10 protein-coding genes are annotated in these 20,243 nt (G+C 40.9%); 2 read left to right on the top strand and 8 right to left on the bottom strand.

The features are described from left to right. Nucleotides 1-61: 61 nt before the first annotated feature. From I597_RS07055 to pyrE, 4 genes are all read right to left on the bottom strand, one after another. Nucleotides 62-1,015: a transketolase family protein gene (locus tag I597_RS07055; RefSeq protein ID WP_035327843.1), complete on the bottom strand. Its 954-nt coding sequence runs from the start codon at nt 1,013-1,015 to the stop codon at nt 62-64. A gap of 47 nt (nt 1,016-1,062) precedes the next feature. Then, on the bottom strand, nt 1,063-1,908 hold the full coding sequence (locus I597_RS07060) for a transketolase (protein WP_035327847.1): 846 nt from the start codon (nt 1,906-1,908) through the stop codon (nt 1,063-1,065). Nucleotides 1,909-2,020: 112 nt separating this feature from the next. Next, the gene (locus tag I597_RS07065) at nt 2,021-2,413 is read right to left on the bottom strand and encodes an SRPBCC family protein (RefSeq protein WP_035327848.1); all 393 of its coding nucleotides are present in this window, start codon (nt 2,411-2,413) and stop codon (nt 2,021-2,023) included. A 23-nt stretch (nt 2,414-2,436) separates the two neighbouring features. Further along, a complete protein-coding gene (gene pyrE / locus I597_RS07070) occupies nt 2,437-3,075 on the bottom strand; it encodes an orotate phosphoribosyltransferase (protein WP_035327849.1) in 639 nt (212 codons plus the stop codon). Between the two features lie 7 nt (nt 3,076-3,082). Between pyrE and I597_RS07075 the strand changes: the two genes are divergently transcribed. After that, entirely contained in the window at nt 3,083-3,706 is a 624-nt protein-coding gene (locus I597_RS07075) for an NUDIX hydrolase (RefSeq protein WP_035327850.1), read from the top strand. Here the strand turns inward: I597_RS07075 and I597_RS07080 are convergent. From I597_RS07080 to I597_RS07090, 3 genes are all read right to left on the bottom strand, one after another. Continuing rightward, the gene (locus tag I597_RS07080) at nt 3,674-5,425 is read right to left on the bottom strand and encodes a M14 family metallopeptidase (RefSeq protein WP_035327851.1); all 1,752 of its coding nucleotides are present in this window, start codon (nt 5,423-5,425) and stop codon (nt 3,674-3,676) included. The genes I597_RS07075 and I597_RS07080 overlap by 33 nt on opposite strands. A 97-nt stretch (nt 5,426-5,522) precedes the next feature. Then, the gene (locus I597_RS07085) at nt 5,523-18,542 is read right to left on the bottom strand and encodes an HYR domain-containing protein (protein WP_035327852.1); all 13,020 of its coding nucleotides are present in this window, start codon (nt 18,540-18,542) and stop codon (nt 5,523-5,525) included. Between the two features lie 397 nt (nt 18,543-18,939). After that, nucleotides 18,940-19,602 carry a uracil-DNA glycosylase family protein gene (locus I597_RS07090; protein ID WP_035327854.1) on the bottom strand — a complete coding sequence of 221 codons (663 nt, stop codon included), beginning with the start codon at nt 19,600-19,602 and terminating at the stop codon, nt 18,940-18,942. A 41-nt stretch (nt 19,603-19,643) separates the two neighbouring features. On the opposite strand from I597_RS07090, the gene I597_RS07095 reads away from it, so the two are divergent. Beyond that, the gene (locus tag I597_RS07095; RefSeq protein WP_035327856.1) at nt 19,644-19,763 is read left to right on the top strand and encodes a 30S ribosomal protein THX; all 120 of its coding nucleotides are present in this window, start codon (nt 19,644-19,646) and stop codon (nt 19,761-19,763) included. On the opposite strand, the gene I597_RS07100 is transcribed toward I597_RS07095, so the two are convergent. Further along, nucleotides 19,760-20,242, bottom strand: coding sequence for a hypothetical protein (locus I597_RS07100; RefSeq protein WP_035327857.1), 483 nt, complete (start codon nt 20,240-20,242; stop codon nt 19,760-19,762). The genes I597_RS07095 and I597_RS07100 overlap by 4 nt on opposite strands. Nucleotide 20,243 lies beyond the last annotated feature (1 nt).

Genomic DNA, 20,243 nt, shown 5'->3' on the forward strand with positions numbered 1-20,243 from the left:
AAGGCAGTATGTTACAATCATACTGCCTATGTCATATATCAAAAACGTATGGTATACGTTATTATTTTCTTGAAATCACTTTTTCTACTTTCTTAATAATCGCGTTTGTATTAAGGCCATATTTCTCCATAAGTTGTGCTGGAGTTCCACTCTCACCAAAGGTGTCTTCCGTAGCGACATACTCTTGTGGTACTGGATGCGTAAGTGATAGCTCTCTAGCAACACTCTCACCTAGACCTCCTAGAAAGTTATGCTCCTCTGCAGTCACGACACATCCAGTCTTTTTTACAGACTTAATAATTGCCTCTGCATCTAGTGGTTTTATGGTGTGTATGTTTATTACATCTGCCGTGATTCCTTTCTCGTTAAGGACTTTGCAAGCCTCTAGCGCTTCCCATACTAGGTGACCAGTTGCAACAATTGTCACATCATTACCTTCTTGTAATTGTACGGCTTTACCTATTTCAAATGTTTGATCTGCTGGAGTAAAATTAGGTACTACCGGACGGCCAAAACGTAAATAAACCGGACCTACGTGGTCTGCAAGGGCTATTGTAGCGGCTTTGGTCTGGTTATAGTCACAGGTGTTTATTACTGTCATACCTGGTAACATTTTCATAAGACCTATGTCTTCTAGTATTTGGTGTGTTGCACCATCTTCACCTAGCGTAAGACCCGCGTGAGATGCACAAATCTTTACATTTTTACCGGAGTAGGCTATAGACTGTCTTATCTGGTCGTAAACACGACCTGTAGAGAAGTTTGCAAAAGTACCTGTAAAAGGTATTTTACCTCCTATGGTAAGGCCTGCGGCGATACCCATCATATTTGCCTCTGCGATTCCTATTTGGAAAAAGCGCTCAGGATTTTCATCTATGAAGGTTTGGATTTTTAAAGATCCTATAAGGTCTGCACAAAGAGAAACCACATTTGGGTTTGTTCTACCTAGTTCTGTCATTCCTGCGCCAAAACCTGATCTTGTGTCTTTACTGCCTGTATTTTCGTATGTTTTCATTGTAAAAGTTTTTGGTACGCTTTCGCGAAAGCGTAATAAGAAAAGGTTTAGTAATCGCCTAGTGTTTCTGGATTTTGATCTAGTGCACTAGCGAGTTGCTCATCATTAGGAGCTTTACCGTGCCAGGCGTGAGTGCCCATCATAAAGTCTACACCGTTACCCATAACTGTGTGTAATAACACACAGACAGGTTTACCTTGACCAGACGCGGCTTTTGCCTCGTTCATTCCAGATACAATGGCCTGAATGTCATTTCCTTTTTCTATATCTAAAACAATCCACCCAAAGGCTTCAAACTTTGCACGCACACTTCCTAAATCAAGTACGTGGTCTGTGCTACCGTCTATTTGCTGGCCATTAAGGTCTACTGTGGCAATAAGGTTGTCCACCTTTTTTGCAGAGGCATACATAATTGCCTCCCAGTTTTGTCCTTCTTGTAACTCTCCATCGCCCATAAGTGCATAGATGGTGTGGTTATCTTTGTTTAGTTTTTTTGCTTGAGCAGCACCTACGGCAACGCTTAGTCCTTGACCTAAAGATCCAGAGGCTATACGCACTCCTGGTAGCCCTTCGTGTGTAGTAGGGTGACCTTGTAAACGTGAGTCTAGCAATCTAAAAGTGTTAAGTTCTTCTACCGGAAAATATCCAGAACGAGCTAGTACGCTATAAAAAACTGGAGAGATGTGACCGTTTGATAAGAAAAAGAGATCTTCTCCTATACCGTCCATATCAAATCCTTCTTTACGTTCCATTAGTTCTTGATAGAGAACCGAAATAAATTCTGCACATCCTAAGGATCCTCCAGGGTGACCTGAACTTACTTTGTGTACTTGTCGTACAATGTCTCTGCGCACTTGTGTTACAAATGCTTCTAGCTTCTTAATATCTGCCATCTTGGGTAAATTTTATCACGTAAAAATAAGCATATAAAAAAGTCCTACCATCTAGATTGCTCAAGATTGTAGGACTTCTTTGATTTTTACGAATTATTTAAAATAAATTGCTTTATGCAATTACATCCATATTTTCTGAAAGTGTACCTATAAATTTTGTGATAGGTCCCTTTACCATCATAGCCATCATTGCATTAAATTCTCCTTGAAAAAGGAGTTGTACCTCTGTTTTTGAGGCTTCTAGTTCTTTAATATCTGCAGTGAGCTCAAAAGGAATTTTGTCACTGGCAGCGCCTAGTACTACTTTACTGTGTGGTATACCTTCTTTAAGATCTAATACAATCTCTGGCATTCCTTTAAGACCAAATAAGAAACGGGTATCGCTTATTTTTTCAAATTTGGTGTTTTCTGGCATTAATTTTTCAAAATTCTCAATGTTCATCAAGAAACTGTACACCTCTTCTTGAGATTTATCTAAAGTTTTTACTGGGCTCTCTAAGTTCATTTAGCTTTTTTTAATATGTATAATTATCCCCAGTTTGCTGGGTCTTTACGCCAGTTTTCTAAGGTTTCTTGCTGCGCTTCTGTTATGAAGTTTGTATCGCGAGCTTGTAATAATAGGTGCGAGTAATCACTTAAAGTATTAAGTGCAACGCCAGCTTCTTCAAAATTTGTAGCTGCTGTGTCAAACCCATAAGTAAATATGGCTAGCATCCCTTTTACATTCATATCAGAGTTTTTTAGCGCTTCTACTGCCATAAGGCTACTCTTACCGGTGCTTATGAGATCTTCTATTACCACTACATTACTGTTAGGCTCTAGGTGACCTTCTATTTGATTTTTACGTCCGTGCTTTTTGGGCTCAGGGCGTACATAAGCGAAAGGTACATTAAGATAATCTGCAACAAGCATACCAATGCCTATCGCTCCCGTAGCAACGCCGACTATCGCATCTGGCTTACCGTAGATAGACTCTACTTGTTTTGCCATCTCTTGATGTATGTAGTTACGTATTGCTGGGTAAGACAGTGTGATACGGTTATCGCAATAAATGGGAGATTTCCAACCAGAAGCCCACGTAAAAGGAGTTTGCGGTTGTAGTTTTATTGCATTAATTTGCAAAAGCAATTCGGCAGTTTTTTTTGCCGTTTCTTTGTCTAAAATCATATTGCAAATGTATAAAGTTTTTGTCAATGATATTCCTATTATTCTATCTACCGAAAAGGTAATAGGTAAACAGTATAAGACGATTCCGATTAAGACGGTTAAGATTAAAAAATTAATCAAAAAACTATACAAGGGAGAACAGCTATACATCAATCTATATCACCCTAAAGAAGAAAAGCTTCTTAAACATTTACGCAAGAAGCTTAAGCTCGTCATAGCGGGTGGTGGGCTTGTTTATAATGACAAAAAGGAAATTCTTTTTATACACCGCAACGGCAGGTGGGACCTCCCTAAAGGAAAGATAGAAAAGAAAGAGGGCATAGAAGAATGCGCTCTGAGAGAAGTAGAGGAGGAGACCGGAGTAAAAGGACTTACTATTAAGAGACCGCTTGAGATTACTTATCACGTTTTTAAACGCAACGGTAAATTTAGACTTAAAGAGACTTTCTGGTTTGAGATGCATACAAGCTCTACAGAGGCTCTTGTGCCGCAAACTAAAGAGGGTATAAAAAAAGCAAAGTGGCTCAACTTTGAAAAGGCACAAAAAGCGCTTGATAAATCTTACGAAAATATCAAGCTCATCTTCCCGAGTACATATCTAGTTAAGCATCCTAACGATAGGGTAGCGTAGGTGCGCTTTCTCATAGTTAGGTGATTTTTTATGAAGCCAGTCTAGCTGGGCATACCAGTTTTCGGCAAATTGCGGTTCTAGTGATTTTTTGAGGTTAAATTCAATTTGTAATTGTGGGTTACGTTTAAGTACTTCGAGTGCTTTGTCTTCCCATACGTATGGTGAGAATCCTTCCTTTTGTTGCAATATGGTGTCAAAAAAGTTCCAGTTAAAGAAACTGTCTGTAGCCTCCGGCTCGAGGGTTTCTAGCAAGTAGCGTATTCCATCTTGATCTGTAGGCACGAGATAGCCACCCTTTGCCACAGTTACTTCTTGGCTCGTAGTTTTTACAGCTGTGTTGTAGTGTAAATAATGACCCTCGTAAGCACTCTTGCGAGTGTCATAGGTATCTATGTGGTATACTTCTCCAGTAAACGTAGTATCTCTTTTAAGCTGTTTGAACTTAATGTTGTTGTCTTTGAGAATAAGAGCAATGTCCCGGTAGCCTCTAGGTATGACATATGCCTTAGGTACACGTACTTCCTTAGTAGGTTTAAAGTAATCGTAGTAGGTTACTTCTTTGGTAAAAGGCTTTGTTCTATCATATTTGAGGCGTTCTTTTCCTGTGATTTTACTTGGTATCATTTCTCCCTCGTAGCCTAAAAATTCTAAGGTTGTGGTTTTTGTTGTGTCTAGAGCAAATTGTACGGGATAAGTTTCCGCTTTCGCGAAAGCGTTAAAAGCCTCTGCACGTATTTTTTTAATCTGATCTCCGTTTTGAGCAGTGAGTTTTAATACACTTTTCATTAACTCATATGTACCTTCTACACGTGGTTTATAAGGCTTGAGCATATGTGTCTCTACCATAAGCCCTATGGTGTTCCATAGTGATGTAAAGCCCGTTGAGTAACGAGGGTAGTCCATAAACTGGCTAAAACCTTTTTCTGGAACACTATTAAAAACGTTTACATAAGGAGTGATTTCCCAGTCTTTACTCTTAAGATCTTCTTCAAGCATAGGCTGGAAAGTGTCGTGCACGTAGTTACCTAAAGCACCGCCTAGCTTATTGTGTTGTGTAAAAAGATGGGTAAGGGTGTACTGATAGTCTGCGCCATTACTCACGTGATTATCTATAAAAACGTCTGGAGATATCATATGATAGATTTCTGCAAAGGCTTGTGCGTTTTTTGTATCACGTTTTATAAAATCGCGGTTGAGGTCGTAGTTTCTTGCATTACCTCTAAAACCATATTCTTTTGGCCCATTTTGATTTGTACGTGATGTACTGTTACGATTAAGAGCACCTCCTATATTGTATATGGCGATGGCACTTACCCAAGTGTCTTTTGGCGCTTCTATCTTGCCTTGTGCGAGGTCACGCATAAGCATCATTGTTGCATCTATCCCGTCTGACTCTCCCGGGTGTATGCCATTATTTATGAGAATACGGCGCACATCTATATCATCAGAAAACTCACTATCAAAACTACGATTAGGATTAAAGGTGATTAGGGTGAGGGGCTTACCTGCATCTGTCATTCCTACTTCGTAGGTTTTTATAGATCTGTATGCCTTGTCAAGATCTTGATAAAATGTAATCACCTCATCATAAGTAGGTGTTTCTGTACCACCGCTTTTTTCAAAGAGGGTTGTAAAGTCTGTATTATCTGGGTTGTCTTTGTGCTCTCCACAACTTAAACTAAGGATAGAGATGGCGATGAGTACGATAACTTTTTTCATAGGGTGGTTGGATTGTGCTGTGAAGATACAAATTGAAAAAAAAAGGCCCCATCTTCTTTTTAAAAATGAGGCCTAAAGCAGGGAGATTGGTTAGTTGTTATTTTTTTACAACTCTTTTTACAAGTTGTGTTTGCCCTGCCGTTATGTGCATAAAATATACTCCAGCTTCATAATATCTAAGTGATATGTTTGTGTTTATACCGCTACTAGATAATTCTATACGCTCAACAATACGACCTCTTATATCTGTTATAACCATATAATCTAGTGGAGTATTACTCAAGTTCTTGAGAGTAATGTCTCCTCGCGTAGGGTTAGGGAAGAGTATGATGTCGCTTTCGCGTAAGCTTAAATCATCTACACTTAGCGGGTTGTTAGTCACTGTGATTGTAAACTCACAGGTAACCATATTTCCATCTTCATCAAAACCTGTAAGCGTTACCGGAACCTCTTGAGGAGCATCTATGATCGTGCCAGCAACAGGTTGTTGAGAGACGTTTGTAAAGGTGCCACCACCACAGTTATCTGTAAGTGATTCTATGTAGTTTTCTATCTCATAAAGGTCAAAGAGATCTGCCTCTACGGTAAAATCTTCTTGACAAGAGATGAGTCCAAAATCATCTGCATCTACAAGAACAGTCGCTTCACAAGTGGCAGTGTTTCCGTTTTGATCTGTAACGGTGAGTGTCACGATATTTTCTCCCACATCTGCACAACCAAATTCTGTTATGTCTAGACTGAGTGTTACCTCTCCACCACAGTTGTCTGTACTACCATTGTCTATCATATCTGGTGTTATACTAGCTGTACCAGTATCTTCATCAAGTATAACAACAATGCTTTGACAGATTGCCGTAGGTGGGGCTTCATCTACTACAGTGACATTTACTGTACAAGTGGCTACATTACCTTTTGCATCTGTAACGGTAATATTTACAACATTCTCGCCTAGATGAGAACAATCAAAAGTGTCTACGTCAAACTCAATATCTGAAGTAGGCGTACAGTTATCAGGAACTCCTAGAAGATCGTCATTTGGATCTGCAAAGCTTATCTCAAATCTTAATAGTTGACCAACGTCACCTTGCGTATTATCACAGACAGACAGACTCCAGTTTCCGTTTATTTGTTCACCAGCAAAGGTATCTGCAAAGGTTCCTCCTTCTGGAGAATAAATTCCGTTTACTGGACCCGCCACCATTGTGATATCTTCTCCATCATCATCAAAGGTTGCATTTTCATAACCCTGTGCGTTGCCGCCATTACCTGCAGAGAGTACGAGCTCTGTACCTTGTGGTGATGTAAGCGTTAAGCCTAGGTCACCTACAAAAGAGTGATCCAGATCTACAATGACCGTAGCAATGCGATAGGCGTCACCTATAGTGCCCTCAAGATCTACTGCTGCTGTAGATGTGGTAGGTCCTCCGGCACAATTTGTACCTCCTGTGGCTGTCATCGGGATACTTTCTGGCACTCCGTCACCAGTAAAAGGAATACCCTGTACAGGTACCAGGTTACCTATTACATCTTCTGGAGTAAGAATTGCGAGACCATTTTCATCTAGTGAGATGGTTGCATCCATACATTCTGGTGTGGGTGCAGTAACATCTATTACTGTCACAATCGCTTCACAAGTAGCCGTATTACCAGCATTATCTGTAGCAGTAACTATTACCACATTTGGACCTGTGTTTGCACAGCCAAATTCTGATATGTCTAATTCTAAATTATCTATAAGACAAGTAGATGATGTATCTGCAAGTACATCTTCTGGTGCAATGGTAACCATACCATCCTCATCAAGCTCAACAGTGATATCTTGACAAGTGATTTGCGGTATAACACTACTTGTAACCGTTACAATAGCCTCGCAACTTGCTATATTTCCATTCTCATCTGTAGCCGTGAGGGTAACCACGTTTTCTCCAAGATTTTCACACGTAAATGAATCAATATCTATACTTAAAGTTACTGGCGTACAGTTATCACTTGTGCCACCATCAATATCTTCTGGAGTTATGGTTGCCATTCCATTTTCATCAAGGGCTATCTCAATATTTTGACAAAACATTCTAGGTGCTAGATCATCTATAATTGTGATAGTAAAAGAACAAGTATCTAGGTTACCATTACCATCTTCTACAGTAAAGGTGTTAGTAGTGGTACCTACGGGGAATGGGTTACCGCTTGCAAAACCAGCAGTTTGTGTAACGGTACCACCGCCAACACAGTTCTCATTTGTAAATGGTCCTTCATAAGAAATAATTGCCCCACAACCCGATGCCGCATCAGAAAATACAATTTCTGCAAAACCTGTGTTTCCATCTCCATAATTAGATAGTACTTCCATACGGATTGTAGTTGCCGTAATAGGGGTAAATGTAAATATCTCTGGTGCGCTCGGTGCGTTTTCTTCCGCTTGCGCGAAAACTGCAGGCGCTCCCTCTACATCTATAAACGTACTACCATCTATACTATAAGAAATCAAAACATCTCTTATACCTGAAGTTCCATCCGGTCCTGGACCACCACCATTTTGATTCCAGAAAGAGAATCCGCTCACGGTTGTCTCTGCTCCCAAATCAAAATCAATTGTACCAGTACTTCCTTCTCCTATCCAAGAATTTTCTGGAGTAGAAGGAGCGTGATCTGTAGTAAGGCTAGGAGAGGTGTTTAACCCCGTTCCGTCTATTGCATTTGAAAGTGTACTGCCAAAGGCGCTATTATATGTTGTAGTAGCTCCCGTAGGTACAATAGGGTTAGAAATTTCAGATAGATTAATAACTAAATCTTCTGGACAGGTAATTTCTATCGGTTGGTTGTTAACTACTGTTATTACAGCTTCACAAGTAGCAGTGAGACCTTGCTCATCTATTACTGTTAGAATAACAGTGTTTTCACCTAAGTTATCACAAGTAAACTCAAACACATTTAGTTCATATGTTAGTTCGCCACAAACAGCAGTACTGCCTCCATCTACTTGTACTGGGTCTATGGTGATCATTCCTTCTTCATCTAGTTCTACAGTAATATTTTGACATATTGCTGTAGGTGTTATGTTGGTTTCGACAGTAATAATAGTTTCACAAGTCGAACTATTTCCATTTGCATCTGTTACGGTAAGCACTACTGTGTTTTCCCCTAGTTGCTCACAAGTAAATGTGTCAATATCTATAGCGGTAGTAATATCACCACAGTTATCAGAACTTCCATTGTCTATATCATCTGCGGTAATGGTTGCGATACCATTTTCATCAAGCACGACAGTTATAGGTGCACAAACGGCTCTAGGTGCTACATCATCTATGAGTGTAATTGTAAATGAGCAAGTCACCTCGTTACCGTTAGTGTCAGTTGCTATAAACGTATTTGTAGTGGTTCCTAGCGGGAACGGACTACCACTTTCAAAACCAGCTGTTTGTTCTAAAGTACCGCCACCCAGACAATCAAGATTTTCAAAAGGACCATCGTAGTTTACAATAGCGCCACATCCATCTGTTACATCTGCAAAAGCGACCTCTGCTATTCCCGTATTACCATCGCCATAATTGCTTTGTACATCAAAGCGTATGTAGCGAGCTGCCACCTGAGTAAATGTAAATACCTCTGGACCTACAGGTTCTGAAGTAGTAACCTGAGCAAATACTGTAGGCGCTTCAGGAAGTACTGTATATGTCACGTTATTTAACGAGTAGAGTATAGTTACATCTTGAATACCAGAAGACCCTTCTGCTCCAGGACCTCCACCGTTTAAATTCCATAGAGAGAATCCATTTATAATGGTTTCTTGTCCAAGATCAAAATCTATACTACCGCTCGATCCAGTACCTATAAAAGCATTACTAGGCGTCGAGGCTTCGTGATTTGCCATTAGGCTAGGAGACATCTCAAGACCACTGCCGTTAAAGGCCTTTGCTAGCTCACTGCCAAATGCAGGGCTAAATGATGTCGTGCCATTAGAAACTTCTACAGGCATCAATACCTCAGAAAGATTAAAGACAATATCTTCTGGACACTCTATACTAAGCGGCTGTGTATTCTCTACAGTCACAATAGCTTCACAAGTCGTAAACTCGCCACTAGGACTCGTTGCAGTAAGTATTACTATATTTTCACCTAGTTGCTCACAAGTAAAGGTGTCTTGATCTAGTGTAAGCTCAAAAGTGCCACAGTTTGAGAAGCTACCTCCATCTACTTGCTCTGAGGTGATGGTTACCATTCCGTCTTCATCGAGTTGTACGGTAAGGTCCATACATACAGCAGTAGGAGGACTGTCACTTATAACAGTAACGATAGCCTCACAAGTAGCGGTAAGACCATTACTATCAGTAACGGTAAGTGTCACTGTATTTTCTCCTACATTATCGCAAGTAAAAGTATCTGTATCTATTGATAATGTAATATCACCACAGTTATCTGTACTGCCTCCATCTATATCTTCTGGTGTAATGCTGGCCGTACCATCTTCACCTATCTCTATAGTAATGGCTTGGCAAACAGCTCTTGGAGCCACATCATCTATAATGGTAATGTCAAAAGAACACGTTTGTACATTTCCGGTGCCGTCAGTCACTTCAAAGGTATTTGTAGTTGTTCCTAACGGGAACGGGCTTCCACTTGCAAAACCTTCGGTTTGTACAAGATTTCCACCTCCGGCACAAAGCGCATTTGTAAACGGTCCTTCATAAGTGACAATTGCTCCGCAGCCTGACGGAGTGTCGGCAAAGACTATTTCCGCGAAAGCGGTATTACCATCTCCATAATTACTCATCACCTCCATACGAATCACGGTAGCAGCAATTTGATCAAACGTAAATAGCTCTGGCGCAGATGACTCACTTGTCGTTACCTGAGCAAACGTAGTAGGAGCACCCGGGATAGCAGTAAAAGTTGTGCCATCTGTAGAGTAGAGCATTGTTACCTCTTGTATACCAGAAGTGCCATTTGCACCAGGACCACCGCCATTTTGATTCCAGAAAGAGAAGCCACTTATAAGAGTCTCTCCCCCAAGGTTAAAATCAATTGTACCAGAAGTTCCTGCTCCTATAAAAGAATTACTAGGCGTGGTAGCCTCGTGGTTTGCTGTGGTGCTAGGTGTGGTACTTAACCCCGTTCCATTTGTAGCATTTGCTATATCACTACCAAAGGCAGGACTAAAGCTCGTTGTTGTACTACTTATGGTGACAGGCTCTAGTACTTCAGATAAGTTTAGAATGAGGTCTTCTGGACACGTAATAGTTACTGGCTCGTTATTAACTACAGTTACAATAGCCTCGCACGTTGAGGTATTGCCTTGAGGATCTCTCACTGTAAGTACAACAGTGTTTTCGCCTAGATTCTCACAGGTAAACTCTGTGATATCTGCTTCATAGGTAAGTGGTCCACATACAAAGGTGCTTCCTCCATCTAGTAAGGCAGGGTCTAATATGCCTACACCGGTAGCATCAAGTTCTAGTGTGATGTTTTGACAAACTGCAACTGGTATATTTGGATTTTCAATAGTCACAATTGCTTCACAAGTAGAGATTAATCCATTACTGTCTGTAACGGTTAGGGTTACTATATTCTCTCCTACATTCTCACAGCCAAATTTATCTATGTCTATAGCAATGCTCACATCACCACAATTATCTGTACTACCTCCATCTACATCTGCCGCCTCTATAGTTGCAGAGCCTGTTTCATCTAGCTGTATCGTGATATCTTGACACACTGCTCTTGGCGCTACATCATCTATCACCGTAATATCAAAAGAACAGCTCAGAGTGGTGCCATTTGTATCAGTTACCTCAAAGGTATTTGTGGTTGTACCTAGTGGAAAAATACTACCACTGGCAAAACCTACTGTCTGTACAAGCTCTCCACCACCTAGACAATCTACATTTGTAAAAGGACCTTCATATACAATTGCTGCCCCGCAACCTACCGTGGTGTCTGCAAAAGCAATTTCTGCAAATCCAGTATTGCCATCACCATAATTACTTAATACTTCAAAGCGTATAACAGTAGCAGCTATTTGTGTAAAGCTAAATGTCTCTGGAGCTACATCTTGTGATGATAACGCTTGCGCGAAAACTGCCGGCGCTCCATCTACCGCAATAAAGTTTGTCCCATCTACCGAATAAGAGATACTTACATCTTGAATTCCAGAAGAGCCATTTGCACCTGGACCACCGCCGTTAAGATTCCAAAAAGAGAAACCAGTTATTGTCCTTTCGGTGCCGAGATCAAAATCTATAGTTCCCGTTGTGCCCGCTCCTATAAAGGCATTGTCTGTTGTAGTTCCATCGTGAGTGGCAGTAAGACTTGGTGAGGTTGCAAGACCAACACCGTTAATAGTATTCTGTATACTACTACCAAAGGCTGAATTAAAACTTGTCGTTACATTAGTAGGTATAACTGGCTCTAGCACTTCAGAAAGATTGATAATCATATCTTCCGGACAGGTTAAATCAAGTGGTTCATTATTTTCTACAGTAACGATTGCTTCACAAGTAGTGCTATTTCCAGAGGCATCTGTGGCAGTGAGTATCACTGTATTTTCTCCTAAGTTGTCACAGGTAAAGGTTGTTATATCTGTACTAAGTGTAAATGATCCACAAGTGGCAAAGCTTCCATCATCTATTTGATCAGGAGTCAGGGTTGCTGTGCCATCAGCATCTAGTAGTAGTGTGATATCTTGACAAACAGCAGTAGGAGCAACGCTCCCTACAATAGTTACAATAGCTTCACAAGAAGATGATAGGCCGTTACTATCTGTAACTGTTAAGGTAACTATATTGTCTCCTACATTATCGCAGGTAAATGTATCTGTGTCTATTGACAATGTAATGTCACCACAGTTATCTGTACTGCCTCCGTCTATATCTTCAGGAGTAATTGCTATAGAACCCGTTTCGTCTACTTCTAAGGTTATGTTTTGGCATACAGCTCTTGGCGCAACATCGTCTATTATAGTGATATCAAAAGAGCACGTTTGTACGTTTCCTGCGCCGTCTGTTACTTCAAAAGTATTTGTGGTTGTTCCTAGCGGAAATGGACTTCCACTCGCAAAACCTTCGGTTTGTACAAGTTCACCACCTCCAGCACAAAGCGCATTTGTAAATGGTCCTTCGTAGGTGACAATTGCTCCGCAGCCTGACGATAAATCGGCAAAGACTATTTCCGCGAAAGCGGTATTACTATCTCCATAATTACTCGTCACTTCCATACGTATTACCGTAGCCGCTATCTGATCAAAAGTAAAAATCTCTGGTGCCGAAAAGTCATTATCTGTGACTTGTGCAAAAATGGATGGAGCACCTGGTATAGGGATAAAGTTTGTTCCATCTGTGCTATAAGAAAAAACAACATTTTGAACACCAGAAGAACCATTTGCACCGGGACCACCACCATTTTGATTCCAAAATGATAGTCCGCTTACAAGAGTTTCACTGCCAAAGTTAAAATCTAATGTTCCAGTAGTACCGGTTCCTATAAAAGAGTTGCTCGGAGTTGTAGGCTCGTGTGTAGCTGTAGTACTTGACGAGACGGTGAGCCCTGCGCCGTTTGTAGCATTTGAAAGTTCACTACCAAAAGCAGCCGTAAAAGTTGTAGTAGTACTTGTAATCGCTATAGGTTCTAATGCCTCAGAAAGATTAAGAATAATATCATCTGGGCAAGTTATGGTTACCGGTTCATTATTTACTACGGTAACTATCGCCTCACAGGTTGAGGTATTCCCTTGAGGATCTGTAATCGTAAGAACGACGGTGTTTTCACCTAAGTTTTCGCAGGTGAATTCTGTTACATCTGCTTCATAAGTAAGCGGCCCACAAACAAAAGTGCTTCCTCCATCTAGTAGTACAGGATCTAAAATTGCTATGCCCGTAGCATCTAGTTCTACAGTTATATTTTGACAGATAGCCTCTGGTGTATTTAGATTTTCTACTGTTACAATTGCCTCACAAAAGGAGGTGTTTCCATTACCATCAGTTGCAGTGAGGGTTACTATATTTTCGCCCACGTTTACACAACCAAATTTGTCTATATCTATAGACAATGTAACATCTGTACAGTTGTCTGCAGTACCTCCATCTATATCTGCGGCAAGTATAGAAGCACTGCCCGTTTCATCTAGTTGTATAGTAATATCCTGACATACCACATCTGGAGCAACATCATCTGTTATCGTCACATCAAAAGAGCAAGTGATGATATTACCAGCACCATCATCTACTTCAAAAGTATTGGTAGTAGTACCCAGTGGAAATGCACTTCCAGATTCAAACCCAGCGGTTTGAGTAAGTGTGCTTCCTGGGAAACATTCTTGATTTGTAAACGGACCTTCATAAGTAATCACTGCGCCACATCCCGAGGTAGTGTCTGAGAAAGCAATTTCGGCAAACGCAGCATTTCCATCTCCATAATTAGATTGTACTTCAATGCGTATGGTCGACGCCATTACTGGTGTCCAAGTAAATATTTCTGGTGCGGCAGCGGTATTTGGTATCACTTGCGTGAAAGAAGTAGGCGCCCCAGGAATAGGTGTAAAGTCTGTTCCGTTTGTTGATGATGAGATAATTACATTTTGAATACCCGAAGTTCCATCTGCCCCTGGACCTCCGCCATTTTGATTCCAAAAGGCAAGTCCAGAAACGGTTGTCACACCACCTAGAGAAAAATCTATGGTTCCAGTCGTTCCTTCACCTATCCACGAGTTGGTATTACTTGATGGTGCGTGCTCACTTTCTAAAGATGGGAAAGCATCAAGCCCTGTACCGTCAAAGGTGTTATTGAGACTTGTACCAAATGCCGTAGTAAAACTAGTAGAAGCCGAGTTAGGAATGATAGGCGTAGCGACTTCAGATAGATTGATGTTTATATCTGCCGGACAAGTAATTACGAGCGGCTCATTATTTTCTACGGTAACAATTGCGGTACAGGTATCTGTATTTCCAGAAGCATCTGTCACGGTAAGCGTTACAGTGTTATCCCCCAGATTCTCACAGGTAAATTCTTGAACATCTAGCGATAATTCTACGGCAGTACCACACGTAGATCCTGAGCCATTATCAATGTCTGCAGGGGTGATACTTGCCATACCATCCACAAGCTGGATAGTGATATCTTGACAAACGGCCACCGGTAGTTCATTAGAGGTAACCGTAACAATCGCCTCACAAGAAGCGCTGTTTCCATTTACATCTGTTGCTGTAAGCGTCACAGTAACTGGCGTACCTACATCTGCACAAGTAAATGTATCTTGATCAATACTCAAGGTTACATCTCCACAATTATCTGTAGTGCCATTATCAATATCGGCAGCTGTGATTACAAAGTTTCCTGTCTCATCAAGTACCACTTCGATATCCTGACATACCACATCTGGTGCAACATCATCTGTTATTGTCACATCAAAAGAGCAGGTAATGATATTACCAGCACCATCATCTACCTCAAAAGTATTGGTAGTAGTACCCAGTGGGAATGCACTTCCAGATGAAAATCCAGCGGTTTGAGTAAGAGTGCTTCCAGGAAAACATTCTTGATTTGTAAACGGTCCTTCATAAGTAATCACTGCGCCACATCCTGAGGTGGTGTCTGAGAAAGCAATTTCTGCAAAGGCAGTATTTCCATCTCCATAATTAGATTGTACTTCAATACGTATGGTTGACGCCATTACTGGTGTCCAGTTAAATATTTCTGGTGCGGCAGCAGTATTTGGTATCACTTGCGTGAAAGAAGTAGGCGCCCCAGGAATAGGTGTAAAATCTGTTCCATTTGTTGATGATGAGATAATCACATTTTGAATACCCGAAGTTCCATCTGCACCTGGACCTCCACCATTTTGATTCCAAAAGGCAAGTCCAGAAACGGTTGTCACAGCGCCCAAAGAAAAATCTATAGTTCCGGTAGTTCCTTCACCTATCCACGAGTTGGTATTACTTGATGGTGCGTGCTCACTTTCTAAAGATGGGAACGTATCAAGGCCAGTACCGTCAAAGGTGTTATTGAGACTTGTACCAAATGCCGTCGTAAAACTAGTAGAAGCCGAGTTAGGAATGATAGGCGTAGCGACTTCAGATAAGTTAATGTTTATATCTGCCGGACAAGTAATTACGAGCGGCTCATTATTTTCTACGGTAACAATTGCGGTACAGGTATCTGTATTTCCAGAAGCATCTGTCACGGTAAGCGTTACAGTGTTGTCTCCCAGATTCTCACAGGTAAATTCTTGAACATCTAGCGATAATTCTACGGCAGTACCACACGTAGATCCTGAGCCATTATCAATGTCTGCAGGGGTGATACTTGCCATACCATCCACAAGCTGGATAGTGATATCTTGACAAACGGCCACCGGTAGTTCATTAGAGGTAACCGTAACAATCGCCTCACAAGAAGCGCTGTTTCCATTTACATCTGTTGCTGTAAGCGTCACGGTAACTGGCGTACCTACATCTGCACAAGTAAATGTATCTTGATCAATACTCAAGGTTACATCTCCACAATTATCTGTAGTGCCATTATCAATATCGGCTGCTGTGATGATAGCATTACCTGTTCCGTCTAGAAGAACCTCAATGTTTTGGCATAATACATCTGGTGCTACATTATCGGTAATAACAATATCAAATGAGCAGGTTTGCGTTCCGCCACTGCCATCTGTAACTTCAAAGGTATTTGTGGTTGTTCCTACTGGGAAAGCACTTCCGCTAGGTAATCCTGCTGTTTGTGTTACTTCACCACCGCCATTACAGGCAGCATTAGAAAATGGCGTTACATAAGCTACTAGTGCACCACAACCTGGTGTATCATCAGAAAATGCTATTTCCGCGAAAGCGGTATTACCATCTCCATAATTTGATTGTACTTCTATGCGAATACTAGAAGCAATGATAGGTGTAAAGTTAAAGACCTCAGGAGCCACAGGACCATCTCCAGTTACTTGTGCAAATACTGCTGGCGCCCCAGGGATAGGTGTAAAGTCTGTTCCATTTGTTGATGATGAGATAATGACATTTTGAATGCCTGAAGTTCCTGAAGCACCAGGACCTCCGTTGTTTTGATTCCAAAAAGAAAAGCCACTTATGGTCTGACTACCACCAAGATTAAAAGTGATTGTGCCAGAGGTTCCTTCACCTATCCACGAGTTTGTAACTCCAGAAGAGCTGTGGTCAGAATTGAGATCTGGAAAAGTGGTAAGTCCATTACCATTAAAAGTATTAGTAAGGCTCGACCCAAAAGCAGTGGTAAAACTAGTACCAGCAGATGATGGTATGATGGGTGTAGCCACTTCAGAAAGATTAAGCGTAATATCTGCTGGACAAGTGATGGTTGTAATACTGTTACTCTCTACCGTAACGATTGCTTCACAACTTGCTATATTACCTTGATCATCTGTAACTGTAAGTGTAACGGTATTAACTCCTAAATTTTCACAATTAAATTCTGTGATGTCTGCACTTAGTATAGGAGCTCCACAAGCTACAGTACTACCATTATCAATATCTGCAGCTACAATGGTTGCTACTCCTGTATCATCAAGGCTTATTGTAATATCTTGACATACTACGGTGGGTACTACAGTATTTTCTACTGTGACAATAGCCTCACAGGTAGCACTATTACCATTGTCATCTGTTATGGTTAGAATTACGGTATTTTCTCCTATATCTGCACACGTAAAATCTGTTATGTCTAAGGTTGGAGTTGCCGTACCACAGTTATCTGTAGAGCTATTGTTTATTTCTTCAGGAGTGATGGTAACAGAGCCCGTTGCATCTAGCTGTACCGTAATATCTTGACAAATAGCGATAGGAGCCACATCATCTATAATGGTAATGTCAAAAGAGCAAGTTGCTGTATTTCCATTTCCATCATCTACAATAAAGGTGTTTGTAGTTGTACCTATGGGGAAAGGATTTCCACTTGCAAATCCTGTTGTTTGAGTAACGGTGGATGCCACACAATTTGTAGCTACTATAGGTGCATCATATGTTATAACTGCTCCACAACCATCTGTAATACTAGAAAAAATGATTTCTCCCAGACCTGTGTTGCCATCTCCATAATTAGATAATACCTCTATGCGTATAGTCGAGGCATCAATAGGTTCAAAAGTAAATTCTTGCACTGTAGCGTTATCACTCGCTATTACCTGTGCAAAAGTTCCAGGACCGCCTGCAATAGGTGTAAAATCTGCCCCATTTGTAGAAGCACTTATAATAACATCTTGTATACCAGATGAGCCTGAGGCACCAGGGCCACCTGCATTTTGATTCCAAATGTAGATTCCATTTATGCGCTCTGTACCGCCTAAACTATATTCTATGATACCACTAGTACCACCACCTATAAAGGAGTTTGCAGGCACTGTAGCGTCGTGAGTTGCAGTAAAACTTGGGAATTCTGATAAGCCACTACCGTTATAGGTATTGTTAAGCGAACTGCCGAAAACAGTTGTGAATGATGTAGATGCAGAGACAGGTGTAACCGTCGCAACATTCTCAGAAAGATTAAGTATGATATCTGCCGGGCAGGTAATATCAAGTGCTCCTGCCTCTACAGTTATGGTTGTAGTACAGGTATCTGTATTTCCTGCGGCATCTGTTATGGTGAGCGTTACCGTATTATCGCCTATGTTAGAACAGTCAAAGCTGGTTATGTCAAGTGATAATACAGCGTCTGGACAATTGTCAGAAGAAGGTGTTACGGTATCATCCACATCTGCTGTGGTAATACTTGCAAGGCCATCCTCATCTAACGTAATTGTAAATGGAGCAATACAGTTTGCCACTGGTGCTTCATTATCTGTTACTGTAACTGTGAAGGTACAAGTTGCCACTCCGTCTGGATCGCCAGTAGCCTCAAAGGTTACTGTAGTATCTCCCACAGGAAAGAAGTCTCCAGATGCTGGACCTTCTATTTGTGTAACCGTAAAGGTTGCCGTTCCATCCGGATCGTTTGGTGTAGGCGTGGCAAATGTTACATTTGCACCGCATAGTCCAGCATCATTTATTTGTGTAATAGGTGCAACAGGACAGTCTGTAAAAGTCGGTGCGGTTTGCGCAATGGCAGTCGAAAAGATACCACATACCAAGAGTATGCGTATCGCAGTAGTAATTTGTTTCATATTAATCCCCCAATTAATGAAGACTAAATGTATACACTATAAGTGGTTTGTATAAAGTGAGTTAAGTCAGAAATTTCCGTCAGAAATCGCGCAATAGGCTAGGGGTAAATGCCCTGTTTAGCTCAAATCAAATACTATTTATATATACGCTTTCGCGAAAGCGTAATTCTTCTCACATCGCGCATTAAGTACGTCTATAAGGCATATTTGAGTAGATGTCTCACGTCACTTTCTGTAAGATATTAAAAACTTGCTGTTATAGCTTATTGCCCCTTTGGCAAATGCGTATTTTACAATTTGATGTACTAATCGCTATACACTTTACCGAAATGAGATGCGTGGTCACTGTTTTGATAAACAAATAATTAGTCGCTTTTTACGTGATGTAATCTAGCTTTTAGAAAAAAGGAGTGTATTGCAATACTCTAAAATCTATGGTGTTAAAGTCAGGATTTTCTGCCTTTAGTTTTTTATAAAGCGCCAGACTTCCTACAGCTCTATTTGCGGCGCCTGAGGGTGCTGTGAGTGATACCGTTTTGATAGTACGACCTTCCCAGTCAAAGTTGTGTACTCTAGGTACTACATCGCTTACAACCTTAAGGCGCACTTGTTTTTCTTTACAAGCTTTCCTAAAGAAATACTCTGGTCCATTTTTACTGTTTCCGCCGGTAAATAGTAGGGTGTCTACTTGTGTATGTTTTGAGAGATAACCAAAGATGTCGCGCAGCGTGATGTTGCTCATCCCGATATCTGAGGCGTCTACTTTTTGTCTTTCTGAAGAGGCGACAATATCACAAATACCTATGTTTCTATATTTTAAGAACTCTTTGCGCTGGCGTATGGCCTCTGCCGTGTTTTCAAATTTGAGGCCGAGGTTGAAAATCTTATCGAGTATAGGCCACAATTGCCCATCTATGCTACCGTAACTAAAATCTACATCACCCGGTTTTAAATCACCCGTTGTAAAGCGTGGTGGGGGTAAGGTGCCTACTATAAGCTTGGTTGCTTTTTCCAGATTAAATGGCGGGTAGGGATGGGTGTGCTTAAAAGGTCTTGACATAGGCTCGTAAAGTTCGTAAATTGAAAGGAAACAATAGCATTATGGGACGCGGAGACAAAAAATCAAGACGAGGCAAGATAAGTAGAGGCACCTTCGGCGCACGCCGCAGAAAGAAAGGGCGTAAAAAAGCTAAGGAAGCTGCAAAAATGGAGAAGGTTTAACCTTTTGCTTTTAGTCTTTTTAAAATGCGTTGCTGTTTTTTGCCTACCTTTTTTCTAAGCATATTGCCAGAACAGAGACTGGTTGTATGTGCATTTTTATCATCTACCAGCTGTGGAAATCTACCTTTAAAATGGGAGCTAGCTCTTGTATACACCAAGTAAGTCAAACCTTCACTAAATTCATAGCCACAGCTAATCTCAGAAGCTTCAGAAAGTATCTCAATTGTGCTTTTAGAAAAAGAGCCCTTGTACTGCTTGATAATTTCAAAGGTATAACGCACGGGATCACCGCTACTGCGCTTGCGTGCTTTATTAAGTACTTCTTTCTTGATAAGATTACCACTAAAAACGACATCGGCGCGTTTGTACTTTTCTGTAATTTCTTCTTTCTTTGAAACCTTCGGGTCTTTTGCACAGGTGCAAGCAATTACTGGTACACTGGAGAGAATAAACAGCGCTATAATTAGTGATCTAAACATC

Origin of the sequence: Dokdonia donghaensis DSW-1, assembly GCF_001653755.1 — a bacterium.
Classification (GTDB): Bacteria; Bacteroidota; Bacteroidia; order Flavobacteriales; family Flavobacteriaceae; genus Dokdonia; species Dokdonia donghaensis.